This is a genomic window from Pseudomonas sp. Tav-5-1A, from assembly GCF_055755055.1.
Map to the genome: position 1 here is coordinate 5951189 of NZ_CM146901.1, position 16312 is coordinate 5967500.

Sequence of the window (16312 nt, forward strand, 5' to 3'; positions counted from 1 at the left end):
TGGTTTCCTTAAACGAACAGGCTGACGACCAGCGGCAGGAACACCGCGGTCGACACCCCCATCAGGCTCATCGCCAGCGCAGCGAAGGCCCCGCACTCCTCGCCTTCCTGCAGGGCCACCGAAGTGCCCACCGCATGGGCGGTCATGCCCAGGGCCATGCCCCGGGCTGCGGGGCTGCGTACCTTGAGCATGGACAGCATGGCCGGACCGAAGATCGCGCCGATCACGCCGGTAATCAGCACGAACACTGCCGCCAGCGCTGCCACGCCACCAATCTGCTCCGCTACCAGCATGGCGATGGGCGAGGTCACGGACTTGGGCGCCAGGGTCATCAGAATCATGTGCTCGGCGCCGAAGCTCCAGGCCAGCAACAGCCCCAGGCCGGTGGCGAACACCCCGCCTACCACCAGCGTAGCCAAGGTAGGCGCCAGCAATTGGCGGATACGCTTGAGGTTCAGGTACAACGGCACGGCCAAGGCCACGGTGGCGGGCCCCAGCAGGATGCCGAGAATGTCAGTGCTCTTGCGGTATTCGCCGTAGCTGACGCCGGTCAGCAGCAGGATACCGATGATCACCAGCATGGACACCAGCACCGGCTGCAGGAAGATCCAGCGGGTGCGCTCGTACCCGGCCAGCACCAGCTGGTAGGTGCCAAGGGTGATGCCGATGCCGAACAGCGGATGGTGAATCACCGACGCCAGCGCGCCGTGCCAGTCCAGGGTCATGAGTGGTCCCCGCGCCGCGCCAGCATTTTCTGCATCAGCCAGCCCGCCAGCGCCATGGACACCAGCACCGAGATCACCAGGGTGCCGGCAATCGCCCAGAAGTCGGCAGCAATATCACTGGCATAGGCCATCACGCCCACGGCCGGCGGCACCAGCAACAACGGCAGGTAGCGCAGCAGGCTGGACGAGGCGTCGCCCAGAGGCTTGCCCACCTCGCCGCGCACCATCAGGAACGCCAGCAACAGCAGCAGGCCGATAATCGGCCCCGGCAGCATGCTCAGCACCAGATGATTGATGGCTGTGCCCAGCAATTGGAAAACGATCAGCCACGTCAAACCACGTAACAACATATTTTTCTCCGCCCCTGGCATGCCGGGCCATTATAAGCACGCAAGCTTGGCGGCTATAAACCGCCATTCGCCATGGCCATGGAAGCTTGACCGGCGTGGATGACCATGCTGATCTAGACGCGCGTATGCCAACGCGCCATCAACAAGGAGAGTGCAGATGCCCTTTGTACCCGTTGCAGAACTCAAGCAGTACGTCGGTAAGGAACTGGGGTATTCCCAATGGTTGAAGATCGACCAGGCTCGCATCAACCTGTTTGCCGAGGCCACCGGTGACTTCCAGTTTATTCACGTGGACCCGGAAAAAGCCGCCAAGACCCCGTTTGGCAGCACCATTGCCCACGGTTTCCTTTCGTTGTCGCTGATCCCCAAGCTGATGGAAGACCTGCTGGTGGTGCCCGAGGGCCTGAAAATGGTGGTCAACTACGGCCTGGACAGCGTGCGCTTCATCCAGCCGGTGAAGGTCGACTCCAACGTGCGGCTCAAGGTAGAACTCACCGAAGTCACCGAGAAAAAGCCCGGCCAATGGCTGCTCAAGGCTACCGCCACCCTTGAAATCGAGGGTTCGGAGAAGCCGGCATATATCGCCGAACCGCTATCACTCTGCTTCGTGTAATAACCAGACAGCGGGCAATGCCGCCGGTGGCTGTTTCACCGGGGGCATTGTGCGGCATACTCGGCGCCTTACTTGCCCGGATCCCGCCATGCGCCCACTCGTTCCCCTCGCCCTGACCTTATTGATCACCGCCTGTGGCGATGGCGAGTCCCTTTCCCCTCCCGACGCGCGCCTGCCCGATGGCGGCCGCTACCGTGGCGAGGTGGTCAATGGCCTGTTGCAGGGCCAGGGCCGGATCGACTACCCCAACGGCAGCTGGTACACCGGTGCGTTCCTCAACGGCCAGTGGCACGGCCAGGGCGAATGGCACGGCAGCAACGGCGAACTCTACCGCGGCGAATTCAAGCAGGGCCTGTTCGACGGCCAGGGCACCCTGAGCGCCAACGGCACTACCTACACCGGCACCTTCAAGCTGGGCCGCCGCGACGGCGAAGGCACGCTGAAAGAGCCGGGGCAAAGCTACCGTGGCGGCTTCAAGGCCGACCAGTATTCGGGCGCCGGGCACCTGGAGCTGGACGACGGCAGCGACTACCAGGGCGTGTTCGCCCAAGGCAAACCCAACGGCGAAGGCGTGCGCAGCGACGGCAGCGGCAACCAGTTCACCGGCAATTTCGTCAACGGCGAGCTGGAGGGCCACGGCACCTTCAGCAGTTCCGACGGCGACCAGTACATCGGCGAGTTCCAGCACAACCGCCTGCAAGGCCGCGGCCGCTACGAAAGCGCCGAGGGCGACGTCTGGATCGGCGAGTTCAAGGAAGGCGCGCTGAGCGGTGAGGGCGAAATGTTCGGCAGCGACGGCAGCCACTTCAAGGGCCGTTTCGAGGACTGGCATTTCGCCGGCCAGGGCACCCTGAGCCTGGCCGATGGCAGCAGCTACGTGGGCAACTTCGACACCGACACCTACGACGGCAAGGGCACCCTCACCCACAAGGACGGCGAGGTGGAAAGCGGCTGGTGGACCAACGGCCAGCGCGTACGCGACGCCCAGGGCAAGCTGCTGCCCGACACCCTCGAACTGGGCCTGCTGAACCAGGGCGCGCTGCTGGACAAGGCGCTGGCTGCCGTGCCCGCCTCCACCAATGGCGAAATCCAGCTGTACAGCCTGACCCTGGCCGGTGATGGCAAGCAGAGCGTGTTCATGCGCGAGGCCGACTACGTCAACCACATGCTCGCCAGCCGCTTCGGCGCCGTGGGCCAGGTGAACCTGGTGAACCACCGCGACCACCTGGGCGACCGGCCCATGGCCACCCGCGAGACCCTCAGCCGCGCGGTGCAGACCATCGCCCAGCGCAGCGGCGCCGAGGACCTGGTGTTCATCTACCTGACCAGCCACGGCACCCACGAACATGAGCTGGTGCTGGACCAGCCGCGCCTGCAGCTGTCGGACCTGCCACCCGACGAACTGGCCGCGGTGCTGGCGCCGCTGAAGAACCGCGACAAGATCGTGGTGATCTCGGCGTGCTACTCCGGCGGCTTCGTGCCGGCGCTCAAGGACGACCACACGCTGGTCATGACCGCCTCGCGAGCCGACCGCGTGTCGTTTGGCTGCTCGGAGGAGTCGGACTTCACCTATTTTGGCGACGCGCTGTTCGCCCAGGCCCTGAACGAAACGGACGACCTGCAACAAGCGTTCGAACTTGCCCGCAAGCATGTTGCCGAACGTGAACAGGCGGACGGCTTCGATGCGTCCGAGCCGCAGATCTGGGCCCCCAAGGGCGTACTTGCACACTGGCAACGCCTGCGCCAGCAGCAGGCCAAGCGGGCGCTGCAAAGTGCGGCACTGGGCAGTGGGGCCCAGGCGAAAAGTGCAGGAAGCCACTAGACTTCCTGTAACAGGGGAGAGACAACATGTATTTGACGCCGCAGCACATCATGCTCGCTGGAGCCACCGGTCTCACGGGTGAACATCTGCTGGACCGCCTGCTCAACGAACCCACGGTGAGCCGCGTACTGGCGCCCACCCGTCGCCCCCTTGCCGAGCACCCGCACCTGGAAAACCCGGTAGGGCCGTTCACTGACCTGCTGCCGGCGCTGGCGGGCCGCGTCGACGTGGCCTATTGCTGCCTGGGCAGCACCATCAAGCAGGCCGGCTCCCAGGAGGCGTTCCGCCAGATCGACCACGACCTGGTCATGGCCTACGCCCACCGCGCCCGGGAGATGGGCGCCCGGCACCTGCTGGTGATCAGCGCCATCGACGCCGACGACAAGTCGAAGATCTTCTACAACCGCGTGAAAGGCGAGACCGAGCGCGACCTCAAGGCCATGAACTGGCCACAGCTGACCATCGTGCGGCCTTCATTGCTGCTGGGCACCCGGGTGCAGCCGCGCCTGGGCGAGCAGCTGGTGGCACCGCTGGCCAAATTGATTCCGGGCAAATACCGCGGCATCGAGGCGTGCCAGCTGGCGCGGGCGCTGTGGCGCCTGGCGCTTGAAGAGCAGGACGGTATCCGCGTGGTCGAATCCGACGAACTGCGCCGTCTGGGCAGGTAAGGGCCGCGTTTTCGCGCGGGACGCAGCCTGCGGCAGCTGCTACGCGAAGATCGCCTCGCCTGCATCGCGGCCAAGGCCGGCTCCTACCACGAACGGTGTAGGAGCCGACTTTAGTCGCGATGCAGGCGACGCCATTTCAAGACAGTTACCGGTACGGGATCTACAGGCCGCCTTGGGCTTGCACGCCGAAGCCGAGCACGTTGAGCACCGACAACGGCAACAGCAGCGTATCCAGCAAGGTGCTGAACGGCAGGTCAACCTGCGGCCAGGCCGGCGCCTCGGCGCCAAACTTATCCACAGGGCAGCACCCGCCTTCGATTGCATACCAATCCAGCCGCGCCCCGGAATACACCACCGGCGCGCCCGGCTTGGCCGCGTCCAGGGTGCGCACGCTGGCGCAGCCGCCCAGTTGCAGGGCGGCCAGCAGGCACGGCAGGAATCTATTCATCGCCGCCCAGGTGGTACTCGCCCCAGCGCGGCAGCATGTCCTGGGGAATGTTCAGCAGGTTCAGCACCCGCGCCACCACGAAGTCCACCAGGTCATCGATGGTCTGCGGCTGGTGGTAGAAACCGGGCGATGCCGGCAGCATCACCGCGCCCATCTGCGACAGCTTGAGCATGTTTTCCAGGTGAATGGTGGAGTACGGCGCCTCGCGCGGCACCAGGATCAGCTGCCGGCGCTCCTTGAGGGTGACGTCGGCGGCACGCTCAATCAGGTTGTTGCAGGCGCCGGTGGCGATGGCCGACAGGGTGCCCGTGGAGCACGGCACCACGACCATGGCAGCTGGCGCGCCGGAGCCTGAGGCGACCGGCGACATCCAGTCTTCCTTGCCGTAGACGCGGATCTGGTTGGCCGCAGCGCCGGTGTATTCGGTGAGGAACGCCTGCATGGCCTGGGGCTTGGCCGGCAGCACCACGTCGGTCTCGGTGGCCATCACCAGCTGCGCGGCCTTGGAGATCAGGAAGTGCACCTCGCGGTCTTCGCGCACCAGGCAATCGAGCAGGCGCAGGCCGTACTGGGCGCCCGAGGCGCCAGTCATGGCCAGCGTGATGCGTTCGGGGCCACTCATTTGAGCGCCTCGGCCAGCTTCAGGTGCAGGCCGCCGAAGCCGCCGTTACTCATGATCACCACGTGGGTGCCTGGCTGCGCCTGGCTTTGCACCCGGGCGATGATCGCCTCCAGCGAGTCGGCGACAATGGCCGGCACCGGGCACTGCGCCGCTGTGGCGGCCAGGTCCCAACCCAGGTTCGGCGGTGCGTACCAGATCACCTGGTCGGCATCGCGCACGCTGTCCGGCAGGCCGTCGCGGTGGGCGCCCAGCTTCATGGAGTTGGAGCGCGGCTCGATAACCGCGATCAGCGGTGCATCGCCGATGCGCTTGCGCAGGCCGTCCAGGGTGGTGGCGATAGCCGTGGGGTGGTGGGCGAAGTCATCGTAGATGGTCACGCCCTGCACCTGGGCCACGGTTTCCATGCGGCGCTTGACGTTCTTGAACGCGCTCAGGGCTTCGATGCCCAGGGCCGCCACCACGCCAACGTGGCGTGCCGCGGCCAGGGTAGCCAGGGCGTTGGCGACGTTGTGCTGGCCGGTCAGCGGCCAGTCCACGGTGCCTTCTACCTTGCCATCGAACAACACCTCGAAGCGCGAGCCGTCTTCGCTCAACAGGCGCGCCTGCCATTGGCCGCCAGCGCCGGTGGTCTGCACCGGGGTCCAGCAGCCCATCTGGATCACGCGCTGCAACGCCGGCTCTGTGGTGGGGTGAATCACCAGGCCTTCGCTGGGAATGGTGCGCACCAGGTGGTGGAACTGCCGCTCGATGGCCGGCAGGTCGGGGAAGATGTCGGCGTGGTCGAATTCCAGGTTGTTGAGGATCGCCGTGCGCGGGCGGTAGTGGACAAACTTCGAGCGCTTGTCGAAGAAGGCGCTGTCGTACTCGTCGGCCTCGACCACGAAGAACGGCGTGTCGCCCAGGCGTGCCGACACCGCGAAGTTCTGCGGCACGCCACCAATCAGGAAGCCCGGCGCCATGCCGGCGTGTTCCAGCACCCAGGCGAGCATGCTGCTGGTGGTAGTCTTGCCGTGGGTGCCGGCCACGGCCAGTACCCAGCGGCCCTGCAGCACGTGGTCGGCCAGCCATTGCGGGCCCGACACGTAGGGCAGGCCCTTGTTCAGCACGTATTCCACTGCCGGGTTGCCGCGCGACAGGGCGTTGCCGATCACCACCAGGTCAGGCGCAGGGTCCAGCTGGGCGGCGTCGTAGCCTTGGGTCAGTTCAATGCCCTGGGCCTGCAGTTGCGTGCTCATGGGCGGGTAGACGTTGGCGTCCGAGCCAGTGACGTGATGGCCCAATTCCTTGGCGAGTACCGCCAGCGAGCCCATGAACGTGCCGCAGATACCGAGAATATGAATGTGCATGATTGACCTCGTAAAACATCGAGGCAGGGTAGCCCACGGTAGGAAAAATCTCACGCGCTGATTGCGGCACCTGTCCGTGTGAGAGCTGGCTTGCCAGCGAGTTTTTCGCGGCACCGACAACTCGCTGGCAAGCCAGCTCCCACGGTCACGCGTTCAGCTGGCGGCTGATGCGGTGTTTGCGCAATTTTCTATACAAGGTGTTGCGGCTCACGCCCAGCTCCTCGGCCACATGGGTCATGTGCCAGCGCTGGCGTTCCAGCACGCCGATCAACGCCGTGCGCTCGGCTTCGGCCAACGGCTGCTCGGGCAAGGGCGCGGGCTGCGCCTGGTCGCGCAGGTACCCCGGCAGGTCGGCGAACGTCACCTGCCCGCCTTCGCTCAGCGCCACCAGCGTGCGCAACACGTTGCGCATCTGCCGCACGTTGCCGGGCCAGTTGAAGGCCAGCAGCGCCTGCCGTGCTTCCGGTGCCAGGTGCATCGGTTCGCCACCTGCCTCCTGGGCCAGGATGAAATCCAGCAGGGCCGGTTTGTCGGTGCGGTCGCGCAGGGCCGGCAGGTCGATTTCCAACCCGTTCAGGCGGTAATAGAGGTCTTCGCGGAAACTGCCCTCGCGCACCCGCTCCAGCAGGTTGCGGTGGGTGGCGCTGATGATACGCACATCCACTGCCACGGCCTCGCCACCCAGCGGCACCACCATGCGGTCTTCCAGCACGCGCAGCAGGCGGGTTTGCAGGGCCAGGGGCATATCGCCAATCTCATCCAGCAACAAGGTGCCGCCGTCGGCCTGCTGCAACTTGCCGCGCATGCCTTCCTTGCGCGCGCCAGTGAAGCTGCCGCCGCGGTAGCCGAACAGTTCGCTCTCGATCAGGCTCTCGGGCAGCGACGCGCAGTTGAGGGCGACGAAGGCCTTGTCGGCGCGGCGGCTGGCCTGGTGCACGGCCTTGGCGAAGGCCTCCTTGCCCGAGCCGGTTTCGCCATGGACCATCAGTGGCACGTCACGCTCGAAGACCTTCAGCGCCCGGCGGAAATCCAGCTGCAGGCGCTCGTCGCCCAGGCAGATATCCACAGCCGGGGCCGCCGGTTGCCGCGCCGGCACGGCCAGCACCTGCGGCCGCGGCCGGCCGCGCAGGCTGGCAAACAGTGGCCGGCCATCGCGGCTGCGCAGCGGCCAGCTGGCGGTGGCCTCCTGGGTGGCGCGGCCCAGCAGTTCACCCAGCGCGCATTCGAAGAACGCCTCCACGGGCTGCCCCACCAGGGTGCCGCGCCCGCGCCCCAGCAGGTTCAGGGCGCTCTGGTTGACGGCCACGATGCGCCCCTGTTCGTCGAAGGCCAGCAGGCCTTCACTGAACATGCCCACGGATTCGGCTTGCAAGTGGAAGCGCAACAGCCACTGGTCTTCGAAGTGGCGCATGAAATAGCAGCTCTCGATCATCTTCGCCGAGAGGTTGACCAGGGTCATGGTGTGGAACTGGCTCTGCCGCGAGACGTCGGCCCGCGCCGAAGACACGTCCAGCACCGCCAGCAGCTCGCCATTGGGGTCGAACACCGGGCTGGCCGAGCAGGTCAGGCCCGTATGGCGGCCGCGGAAGTGTTCATCCTGGTGAATGGTCAGGGCCTGGCGCTCCACCAGGCAGGTGCCGATGCCGTTGGTGCCCTCGCGCGCCTCGCTCCAGTCGGCGCCCAGCCACAGCCCGGCGCGCTCGAACACCTTGCGTTCGGTGGGCGCGGTGACGCAGTTGAGGATCACCCCGCGGGCGTCGGTGAGCAGCACCGCGTGGCCCGCGCCGGACAACTGTTGATGCAAATTGGCCATTTCGCCGCCGGCAATCTGCAGCACCTGCTGCATGCGCTCGCGGCTTTCAAGGATGCGCCCATGCTCCAGCACCGTGGGCGCCATGGCCACGGAAGGGTCCAGGTGGTAGTCCTCCAGGCAACGCAACCAGGAGCGGGCGATAGAAGGATCGCTGGCAGGGCTGCCGGACGGTGCCTGGCCCCGGGCGACGGTCAGCACCTGGCGGGCGTGGCGGCTGAGATGATCACTGTGCACTTTTTATTATTCTCCAGTGGAGGTGATCTCCAGCATCCTCCAGGCGCCCCCCCAATGCAATGCCACCTTCGACCCATGGGTCACGGCTGTGTCATGCCTGGCACAAAGTGTCACGCCCACTGTCGCGGGGTTGCCACGAAGCCTTGCTACAACTTATCCACAGGGCGGCCGCAAGCCTCGATTTTGCTGGGTTGCAGGGCGCTGGCCCGACACTTGCTCTACGCTTTGTACACGCCGCAAACGCGTCCTCCAGCCAAAAGCATAAAAACCCAAGGAGATACTCACCATGCGTTACGCACATCCCGGTACCGAAGGGGCTCTGGTCAACTTCAAGAGCCGCTACGGCAACTACATCGGCGGCGAATTCGTGGCGCCGGTCAAGGGTCAGTACTTCACCACCACTTCGCCGGTCAATGGCCAGCCCATTGCCGAATTCCCCCGCTCCACTGCCGAAGACATCGATAAAGCCCTGGACGCCGCCCACGCCGCTGCCGACGCGTGGGGCAGCACCTCGGTGCAGGCCCGTTCGCTGATCCTGCTGAAAATCGCCGACCGCATCGAACAGCACCTGGAAACCCTGGCCATCACCGAGACCTGGGACAACGGCAAGGCCGTGCGCGAAACCCTCAACGCCGACATCCCGCTGGCCGCCGACCACTTCCGCTACTTCGCCGGCTGCCTGCGCGCCCAGGAAGGCAGCGCCGCTGAAATCGACGGCAACACCGTGGCCTACCATATCCACGAACCGCTGGGCGTGGTCGGCCAGATCATCCCGTGGAACTTCCCGATCCTGATGGCTGCGTGGAAGCTGGCCCCGGCCCTGGCCGCCGGCAACTGCGTGGTGCTCAAGCCCGCCGAGCAGACCCCGCTGGGCATCACCGTGCTGATCGAGCTAATCGGCGACCTGCTGCCACCGGGCGTGCTGAACATCGTCCAGGGCTTCGGCAAGGAAGCTGGCGAAGCGCTGGCCACCAGCAAGCGCATCGCCAAGATTGCCTTCACCGGCTCAACCCCGGTGGGTTCGCACATCATGAAATGCGCCGCCGAGAACATCATACCGTCCACCGTGGAGCTGGGCGGCAAGTCGCCGAACATCTTCTTCGAAGACATCATGCAGGCCGAGCAGAGCTTCATTGAGAAGGCCGCCGAAGGCCTGGTGCTGGCGTTCTTCAACCAGGGCGAGGTGTGCACCTGCCCATCGCGTGCGCTGGTACAGGAGTCGATCTACCCGGCCTTCATGAAGGAAGTGATGAAGAAGATCGAGCAGATCAAGCGCGGCGACCCGCTGGACACCGAGACCATGGTCGGCGCCCAGGCGTCCGAGCAGCAGTTCGACAAGATCCTGTCCTACCTGGACATCGCCAAGGGCGAAGGCGCCGAGCTGCTGACGGGCGGCCAGGTGCAGAAACTGGAGGGCAGCCTGGCGACCGGCTACTACATCCAGCCAACCCTGCTGAAAGGCAACAACAAGATGCGCGTGTTCCAGGAAGAAATCTTCGGCCCGGTGGTGAGCATCACCACCTTCAAGGACGAAGCCGAAGCCCTGGCCATCGCCAACGACACCGAGTTCGGCCTCGGCGCCGGCGTGTGGACCCGCGACATCAACCGCGCCTACCGCATGGGCCGCGGCATCAAGGCGGGCCGCGTGTGGACCAACTGCTACCACCTGTACCCGGCGCACGCGGCGTTCGGCGGCTACAAGAAGTCTGGCGTAGGCCGTGAAACCCACAAGATGATGCTGGACCACTACCAACAGACCAAAAACCTGCTGGTGAGCTACGACATCAACCCGCTCGGCTTCTTCTAAGCTTCTAAGCTGAAAGCGAGGCAGCCCGTTCATGCTTCCTGGGTGAACGGGCTGATTCATTTCAGCGTCCGTTTGATTGCGTTTTCTAATTGTTTTAAGGCAGCATCGGACCAACGGCATGCTGTGGTATTGGCCGCCAACATCCGTCAGCACGTGAGGCCCGTTATGCGAATTATCCAAGCATCGCTGGAGCATCTGGACATGATTGCTCCGTTGTTCGTCAAATACCGCGAGTTCTACGGCGAGCTGCCCTACCCCGATTCTTCCCGGGCGTTCCTGGAAAAGCGCCTGCGCCGCAAGGAGTCGGTGATCTACCTGGCCCTGCCCGACGATGATGACAGCAAGCTGCTGGGCTTCTGCCAGCTGTACCCCAGTTTTTCCTCGCTATCGCTCAAGCGCGTGTGGATTCTCAACGACATCTATGTCGCCGAGGACGCCCGTCGCCAGTTGGTGGCCGACCACCTGCTGCGCACCGCGAAGAAGATGGCCAAGGAAACCCATGCCGTGCGCATGCGCGTGTCCACCAGCGCCGACAACGAAGTGGCGCACAAGACCTACGAATCCATCGGTTTCCACCAGGACACTGAATTCCTCAGTTACGTGTTGCCCATCAACTCCGATTGATCCCCCCCGGCAGCCGCTGCCGTTTGGCGGCGGCTGCACGCTTTCACGGAAATCCGACACGCCTGGCTACAAACTCGTGGGGCATTCCCGGTGTCCGGTCGTATAATCCTGACGCCGCAGGTTGTACGATTTGTTACCGAACAGCCTCACGCCCTTAAAGTCGCCCCAAGCCCGTAGCCTCGGGCCCTGCACAGGTGTTGCACATGGATTTCAACCCGCTTGACCTGATCCTGCATCTCGATACCTACCTCGACCTGCTGGTGAACAACTACGGCCCCTGGATCTACGCGATCCTGTTCCTGGTCATCTTCTGCGAGACTGGCCTGGTGGTGACGCCTTTCCTGCCTGGCGACTCGCTGCTGTTCATTGCCGGCGCCGTGGCCGCTGGCGGCGGCATGGACCCGTTCCTGCTGGCAGGCCTGTTGATGGCAGCCGCCATCCTGGGTGACAGCACCAACTACATCATCGGCCGTACCACGGGGGAGAAGCTGTTCAGCAACCCCAACTCGAAGATCTTCCGCCGCGACTACCTGCAGCAGACCCACGACTTCTACGAGCGCCATGGCGGCAAGACCGTGACCCTAGCGCGTTTCCTGCCGATCCTGCGTACCTTCGCACCGTTCGTGGCCGGTATCGCCAAAATGTCCTACCCGCGGTTCCTGGGCTTCAGCGTGGCGGGTACCGTAGTGTGGGTATGCGGCCTGGTAGCGCTGGGCTACTTCTTCGGCAACGTGCCGTTCATCAAGAAGAACCTGTCGCTGCTGGTGCTGGCCATCATCCTGCTCTCGCTGGTGCCCATGGTCATTGGCGTAGTCAAGAGCCGCATGGCCGGCAAGGCCGCCAAGGCCACGTCGCGCTAAGCCATGTGGTCGTTGCGCGCCTGGCGCCGCCGCCGGGCCCTGGCCCGGCACCCACTGGACCCGCAACTGTGGAAACAGGTACGGCACGCCCTGGCCATCCTCGACGACATCACTGTCGAGGAAGACCAGTGGCTGCAGGAGCACAGCGTGCTGTTCCTGCTGGACAAGCACCTGACCAGCCTGGACGGCGTGCAGCTGGATGACCTCACCCGCCTGCTGCTGGCCGCCCAGGCCCAGTTGCCGCTGCTGCACCTGGGCGACCTCAACTGGTACGGCAACTTCCACGAGATAGTGCTCTACCCCGACGACTTCCTCAGCCCCCAGCGCCACCGCGACCCCAGCGGCGTGGAGCACAGCTGGGACGGCGAGCACAGCGGCGAGGCCTGGCAGCAGGGCCCCATCATCCTGGCCCTGCCAGGCGTGCTGGCCAGCGGCGGCTGGGAGGGCTACAACCTGGTCATCCACGAACTGGCGCACAAGCTGGACATGCTCAACGGTGACGCCAACGGCCTGCCGCCCCTGCACGGCGACATGCGCGTCAGCGACTGGGCCGCCGCCATGCAGCACGCCTACGATGACCTGAACCGGCAACTGGACCACAACCCTCACGCCGAAACTGCCATCGACCCTTATGCCGCGGAAAACCCGGCGGAGTTCTTCGCCGTCACCAGCGAGTATTTCTTCAGTGCCCCGGACCTGCTGCACCAGGCATACCCGGAGGTTTACCGGCAACTCCAGGCGTTCTACCGCCAGGATCCGCTGACCCGCCTGCAGGGCCTGCAGCGCAGCCATCCCGACTACCGTCACAGCCACCACGGCTAAGGCGGGTGCCGGTCCGGCCGGGCGTGGCAACGCTGCCAATCTATGCAATAATCCCTGCCACTTTTTGGCCTAGACGGCCATTTTTACTGGCCTACAACGGGGGCAACGCCCAATGAGCTACAGCAAGATTCCGGCTGGCAAAGACCTGCCGAACGACATCTACGTCGCCATCGAGATTCCGGCCAACCACGCGCCGATCAAATACGAAATCGACAAGGACAGCGACACCCTGTTCGTCGATCGCTTCATGGCCACCCCAATGTTCTACCCGGCCAACTACGGCTTCATCCCCAACACCCTGGCCGACGACGGCGACCCCCTGGACGTGCTGGTAGTTACCCCGTACCCAGTGGCGCCAGGCTCGGTAATCCGCGCCCGTCCGGTCGGCATCCTGCACATGACCGACGACGGCGGCGGCGACGCCAAGGTCATCGCCGTACCGCACGACAAGCTGTCGCAGCTGTACGTTGACGTGAAGGAATACACCGACCTGCCAGCCCTGCTGCTGGAACAGATCAAGCACTTCTTCGAGAACTACAAGGATCTCGAGAAAGGCAAGTGGGTCAAGATCGAAGGCTGGGGCAACGCTGACGCTGCCCGCGCTGAAATCACCAAGTCGGTTGCTGCCTTCAAAGGCTGAGCCGCCCGGTGACAAAAAACCCTGCCTTGCGCAGGGTTTTTTTATGCCCTCGGAAAAGTCCTACAGCTCTTGAGACTAATGCTCGGCAAGCATGCAGGACCACCCACAACCGGAGCACCGCCATGCTCACATCCGGCGACCGCCTGAGAACCCTGCTGAAAGACTGCCACCTCAGCCCTTCCGACCTGGCCCTGCACCGCAATGTACTACCCCAGCACGTGAACAACTGGATACGCAGGGGCGTGCCCGTGGCACGGCTGGACGACATTGCCGAGTTGCTGTGCGTGCATACCCGCTGGCTGCGTACCGGCCTGGGGCCCAAGTACCGCTTCCCTCCCCCCAGGCCGCCCTATGATCCCCAGGACGAATTCTACGATCAGGACGACCTCGATCCTACGGGCAACCCTACCGTGCTGGCCGCCTCCAGCGCAGATGACGTCTTGCTGGCGTTCTACCGCCCACTGAACCGTCAGCTCATCGCCGTGGAGCACCGGCACCTGCGCCTGCCCAGGGCGGCGTTCTCCCGGCTGCTGATAAACCCGGCCCACTGCGTGGCGTTGATCATGCCCGATGGCGGCATGGCCCCGCGGCTGCCACTGGGCGCCGCCCTGGCCGTCGATCGTAGCCTCACCACCCCGGTTTCGGGCCAGCCCTACGCCTTCCTACGCGATGGCGAACTGTGCGTGCGCACGATTTACCCCATGACCTGCGATGCGTTGCGGCTGCGGGCAGACAACCTGGGGGAGTTCGGCGATGAGCTAGTGAGCGCCGAGGAGCCCATCGAAATCCTGGGCTGGGTGTTCTGGTGGGCCAGCCTACAATCAGAGCGGCCGGATGGGCGCCGGGATGAGAAGGAATGACATTTGTGCTGGGCTTTTGGCGTGAATGTCGCTATTCTTGGCGCACCTTTTGGTAGGCGCTGTTGCTGGACAACATGCAGCCTGCCCAAGCCAGGCGACGGTATCACCGCCCTGGCTGACCTGTAACGCAAGGTTACTGGTCCTTACATTTTTAGAAGGCGGTTGCGGTTTGCCAAAAACAAACCAGGACTGTCGACGAGAAGCCGGCCACAAGCCGGCTTTTTAATGCCCGCAAAAAACCCATCCCCCGTAGCAGCTGCCGAAGGCGGCGTCCCAGGTTTCCAAAGTGCCCGGTGGGTGCGCGGGGGCTTCGGACGCGGCCTGCGGCCGCTGCTACGGAGATTTTTGGGGCCAAAAAGACAAAACCCCCACCTGCCTTCGCAGATGGGGGTTTCGGAATTTAATCTTGACGATGACCTACTCTCACATGGGGAAACCCCACACTACCATCGGCGATGCATCGTTTCACTGCTGAGTTCGGGATGGGATCAGGTGGTTCCAATGCTCTATGGTCGTCAAGAAATTCTGTAGCCAGGATGCCCTTTGGGAGGCACTCCAGCGAATCGGGTATGTGATGGTATTTGTGAAATGCAAACTTTCGGTTCGTATCATCTTCACAACACCGCAATCTGGTCGTTTCGACGCAAATTGCTTGGGTGTTATATGGTCAAGCCTCACGGGCAATTAGTATTGGTTAGCTCAACGCCTCACAGCGCTTACACACCCAACCTATCAACGTCGTAGTCTTCGACGGCCCTTTAGGGAACTCAAGGTTCCAGTGAGATCTCATCTTGAGGCAAGTTTCCCGCTTAGATGCTTTCAGCGGTTATCTTTTCCGAACATAGCTACCCGGCAATGCCACTGGCGTGACAACCGGAACACCAGAGGTTCGTCCACTCCGGTCCTCTCGTACTAGGAGCAGCCCCTCTCAAATCTCAAACGTCCACGGCAGATAGGGACCGAACTGTCTCACGACGTTCTAAACCCAGCTCGCGTACCACTTTAAATGGCGAACAGCCATACCCTTGGGACCGGCTTCAGCCCCAGGATGTGATGAGCCGACATCGAGGTGCCAAACACCGCCGTCGATATGAACTCTTGGGCGGTATCAGCCTGTTATCCCCGGAGTACCTTTTATCCGTTGAGCGATGGCCCTTCCATACAGAACCACCGGATCACTAAGACCTACTTTCGTACCTGCTCGACGTGTCTGTCTCGCAGTCAAGCGCGCTTTTGCCTTTATACTCTACGACCGATTTCCGACCGGTCTGAGCGCACCTTCGTACTCCTCCGTTACTCTTTAGGAGGAGACCGCCCCAGTCAAACTACCCACCATACACTGTCCTCGATCCGGATAACGGACCTGAGTTAGAACCTCAAAGTTGCCAGGGTGGTATTTCAAGGATGGCTCCACGCGAACTGGCGTCCACGCTTCAAAGCCTCCCACCTATCCTACACAAGCAAATTCAAAGTCCAGTGCAAAGCTATAGTAAAGGTTCACGGGGTCTTTCCGTCTAGCCGCGGATACACTGCATCTTCACAGCGATTTCAATTTCACTGAGTCTCGGGTGGAGACAGCGCCGCCATCGTTACGCCATTCGTGCAGGTCGGAACTTACCCGACAAGGAATTTCGCTACCTTAGGACCGTTATAGTTACGGCCGCCGTTTACCGGGGCTTCGATCAAGAGCTTCGCGTTAGCTAACCCCATCAATTAACCTTCCGGCACCGGGCAGGCGTCACACCCTATACGTCCACTTTCGTGTTTGCAGAGTGCTGTGTTTTTAATAAACAGTCGCAGCGGCCTGGTATCTTCGACCGGCATGGGCTTACGGAGCAAGTCCTTCACCCTCACCGGCGCACCTTCTCCCGAAGTTACGGTGCCATTTTGCCTAGTTCCTTCACCCGAGTTCTCTCAAGCGCCTTGGTATTCTCTACCCAACCACCTGTGTCGGTTTGGGGTACGGTTCCCGGTTATCTGAAGCTTAGAAGCTTTTCTTGGAAGCATGGCATCAACCACTTCGTCGCCTAAAGGCAACTCGTCATCAGCTCTCGGCCT

At 63.4% G+C, this 16312-nt stretch carries 15 protein-coding genes and 2 rRNA genes (1 of these 17 only partly in view); 9 read left to right on the forward strand and 8 right to left on the reverse strand.

Annotated elements, in window-relative coordinates:
* Nucleotides 1–8: 8 nt before the first annotated feature.
* Nucleotides 9–719 carry an LrgB family protein gene (locus AC0J42_RS27415; protein ID WP_473006907.1) on the reverse strand — a complete coding sequence of 237 codons (711 nt, stop codon included), beginning with the start codon at nucleotides 717–719 and terminating at the stop codon, nucleotides 9–11.
* 2 nt (nucleotides 720–721) lie between these two features.
* Nucleotides 722–1075, reverse strand: coding sequence for a CidA/LrgA family protein (locus tag AC0J42_RS27420; RefSeq protein ID WP_473004612.1), 354 nt, complete (start codon nucleotides 1073–1075; stop codon nucleotides 722–724).
* 157 nt (nucleotides 1076–1232) lie between these two features.
* Between AC0J42_RS27420 and AC0J42_RS27425 the strand changes: the two genes are divergently transcribed.
* From AC0J42_RS27425 to AC0J42_RS27435, 3 genes are all read left to right on the forward strand, one after another.
* Complete coding sequence (locus AC0J42_RS27425; RefSeq protein WP_416427071.1) at nucleotides 1233–1688, forward strand: MaoC family dehydratase; 456 nt, start codon at nucleotides 1233–1235, stop codon at nucleotides 1686–1688.
* 88 nt (nucleotides 1689–1776) lie between these two features.
* Nucleotides 1777–3510 carry a C13 family peptidase gene (locus tag AC0J42_RS27430; protein WP_473004613.1) on the forward strand — a complete coding sequence of 578 codons (1734 nt, stop codon included), beginning with the start codon at nucleotides 1777–1779 and terminating at the stop codon, nucleotides 3508–3510.
* 26 nt (nucleotides 3511–3536) lie between these two features.
* Complete coding sequence (locus AC0J42_RS27435; protein ID WP_416427073.1) at nucleotides 3537–4178, forward strand: oxidoreductase; 642 nt, start codon at nucleotides 3537–3539, stop codon at nucleotides 4176–4178.
* 160 nt (nucleotides 4179–4338) lie between these two features.
* Here AC0J42_RS27435 and AC0J42_RS27440 read toward each other — a convergent pair whose 3' ends face one another.
* The 4 genes from AC0J42_RS27440 to AC0J42_RS27455 form a co-directional block, all read right to left on the reverse strand.
* Nucleotides 4339–4626: a YceK/YidQ family lipoprotein gene (locus AC0J42_RS27440; protein WP_416427074.1), complete on the reverse strand. Its 288-nt coding sequence runs from the start codon at nucleotides 4624–4626 to the stop codon at nucleotides 4339–4341.
* Nucleotides 4619–5248, reverse strand: a complete 630-nt coding sequence (gene ubiX, locus AC0J42_RS27445) for a flavin prenyltransferase UbiX (protein WP_416427075.1) — start codon at nucleotides 5246–5248, stop codon at nucleotides 4619–4621. The genes AC0J42_RS27440 and ubiX overlap by 8 nt, the downstream gene beginning before the upstream one ends.
* The gene (gene mpl / locus AC0J42_RS27450) at nucleotides 5245–6594 is read right to left on the reverse strand and encodes a UDP-N-acetylmuramate:L-alanyl-gamma-D-glutamyl-meso-diaminopimelate ligase (protein ID WP_416427076.1); all 1350 of its coding nucleotides are present in this window, start codon (nucleotides 6592–6594) and stop codon (nucleotides 5245–5247) included. The genes ubiX and mpl overlap by 4 nt, the downstream gene beginning before the upstream one ends.
* Before the next feature lie 145 nt (nucleotides 6595–6739).
* Nucleotides 6740–8641, reverse strand: coding sequence for a sigma-54-dependent Fis family transcriptional regulator (locus AC0J42_RS27455; RefSeq protein ID WP_416427077.1), 1902 nt, complete (start codon nucleotides 8639–8641; stop codon nucleotides 6740–6742).
* A gap of 286 nt (nucleotides 8642–8927) precedes the next feature.
* On the opposite strand from AC0J42_RS27455, the gene exaC reads away from it, so the two are divergent.
* The 6 genes from exaC to AC0J42_RS27485 all read left to right on the forward strand — a co-directional run bounded on the left by exaC (nucleotide 8928) and on the right by AC0J42_RS27485 (nucleotide 14254).
* Nucleotides 8928–10448, forward strand: a complete 1521-nt coding sequence (exaC, locus tag AC0J42_RS27460; protein WP_473004614.1) for an acetaldehyde dehydrogenase ExaC — start codon at nucleotides 8928–8930, stop codon at nucleotides 10446–10448.
* A gap of 165 nt (nucleotides 10449–10613) precedes the next feature.
* Nucleotides 10614–11072 (forward strand): GNAT family N-acetyltransferase, encoded by a 459-nt coding sequence (locus AC0J42_RS27465; RefSeq protein WP_416427079.1) that lies wholly within the window; start codon nucleotides 10614–10616, stop codon nucleotides 11070–11072.
* 203 nt (nucleotides 11073–11275) lie between these two features.
* Nucleotides 11276–11932: a DedA family protein gene (locus AC0J42_RS27470; RefSeq protein ID WP_416427080.1), complete on the forward strand. Its 657-nt coding sequence runs from the start codon at nucleotides 11276–11278 to the stop codon at nucleotides 11930–11932.
* A 3-nt stretch (nucleotides 11933–11935) separates the two neighbouring features.
* Nucleotides 11936–12754 carry a M90 family metallopeptidase gene (locus tag AC0J42_RS27475; protein WP_473004616.1) on the forward strand — a complete coding sequence of 273 codons (819 nt, stop codon included), beginning with the start codon at nucleotides 11936–11938 and terminating at the stop codon, nucleotides 12752–12754.
* 112 nt (nucleotides 12755–12866) lie between these two features.
* Nucleotides 12867–13394, forward strand: coding sequence for an inorganic diphosphatase (gene ppa / locus AC0J42_RS27480; protein WP_416427082.1), 528 nt, complete (start codon nucleotides 12867–12869; stop codon nucleotides 13392–13394).
* Nucleotides 13395–13516: 122 nt separating this feature from the next.
* Nucleotides 13517–14254 (forward strand): LexA family transcriptional regulator, encoded by a 738-nt coding sequence (locus AC0J42_RS27485; protein ID WP_473004617.1) that lies wholly within the window; start codon nucleotides 13517–13519, stop codon nucleotides 14252–14254.
* 404 nt (nucleotides 14255–14658) lie between these two features.
* On the opposite strand, the gene rrf is transcribed toward AC0J42_RS27485, so the two are convergent.
* Both rrf and AC0J42_RS27495 read right to left on the reverse strand, forming a co-directional pair.
* A 5S ribosomal RNA gene (rrf, locus tag AC0J42_RS27490) occupies nucleotides 14659–14774 on the reverse strand.
* Nucleotides 14775–14917: 143 nt separating this feature from the next.
* A 23S ribosomal RNA gene (locus AC0J42_RS27495) occupies nucleotides 14918–16312 on the reverse strand (it continues 1498 nt past the right edge of the window).

What these genes read in the sequence shown, in the direction of transcription:
- AC0J42_RS27470 (WP_416427080.1), top strand. Translation starts at nt 11,276, where the DNA reads ATGGATTTCAACCCGCTTGACCTGATCCTGCATCTCGATACCTACCTC.
- AC0J42_RS27430 (WP_473004613.1), top strand. Translation starts at nt 1,777, where the DNA reads ATGCGCCCACTCGTTCCCCTCGCCCTGACCTTATTGATCACCGCCTGT.
- AC0J42_RS27485 (WP_473004617.1), top strand. Translation starts at nt 13,517, where the DNA reads ATGCTCACATCCGGCGACCGCCTGAGAACCCTGCTGAAAGACTGCCAC.
- AC0J42_RS27425 (WP_416427071.1), top strand. Translation starts at nt 1,233, where the DNA reads ATGCCCTTTGTACCCGTTGCAGAACTCAAGCAGTACGTCGGTAAGGAA.
- AC0J42_RS27465 (WP_416427079.1), top strand. Translation starts at nt 10,614, where the DNA reads ATGCGAATTATCCAAGCATCGCTGGAGCATCTGGACATGATTGCTCCG.
- AC0J42_RS27440 (WP_416427074.1), bottom strand. Translation starts at nt 4,626, where the DNA reads ATGAATAGATTCCTGCCGTGCCTGCTGGCCGCCCTGCAACTGGGCGGC.
- AC0J42_RS27420 (WP_473004612.1), bottom strand. Translation starts at nt 1,075, where the DNA reads ATGTTGTTACGTGGTTTGACGTGGCTGATCGTTTTCCAATTGCTGGGC.
- mpl (WP_416427076.1), bottom strand. Translation starts at nt 6,594, where the DNA reads ATGCACATTCATATTCTCGGTATCTGCGGCACGTTCATGGGCTCGCTG.
- ppa (WP_416427082.1), top strand. Translation starts at nt 12,867, where the DNA reads ATGAGCTACAGCAAGATTCCGGCTGGCAAAGACCTGCCGAACGACATC.
- exaC (WP_473004614.1), top strand. Translation starts at nt 8,928, where the DNA reads ATGCGTTACGCACATCCCGGTACCGAAGGGGCTCTGGTCAACTTCAAG.
- ubiX (WP_416427075.1), bottom strand. Translation starts at nt 5,248, where the DNA reads ATGAGTGGCCCCGAACGCATCACGCTGGCCATGACTGGCGCCTCGGGC.
- AC0J42_RS27435 (WP_416427073.1), top strand. Translation starts at nt 3,537, where the DNA reads ATGTATTTGACGCCGCAGCACATCATGCTCGCTGGAGCCACCGGTCTC.
- AC0J42_RS27475 (WP_473004616.1), top strand. Translation starts at nt 11,936, where the DNA reads ATGTGGTCGTTGCGCGCCTGGCGCCGCCGCCGGGCCCTGGCCCGGCAC.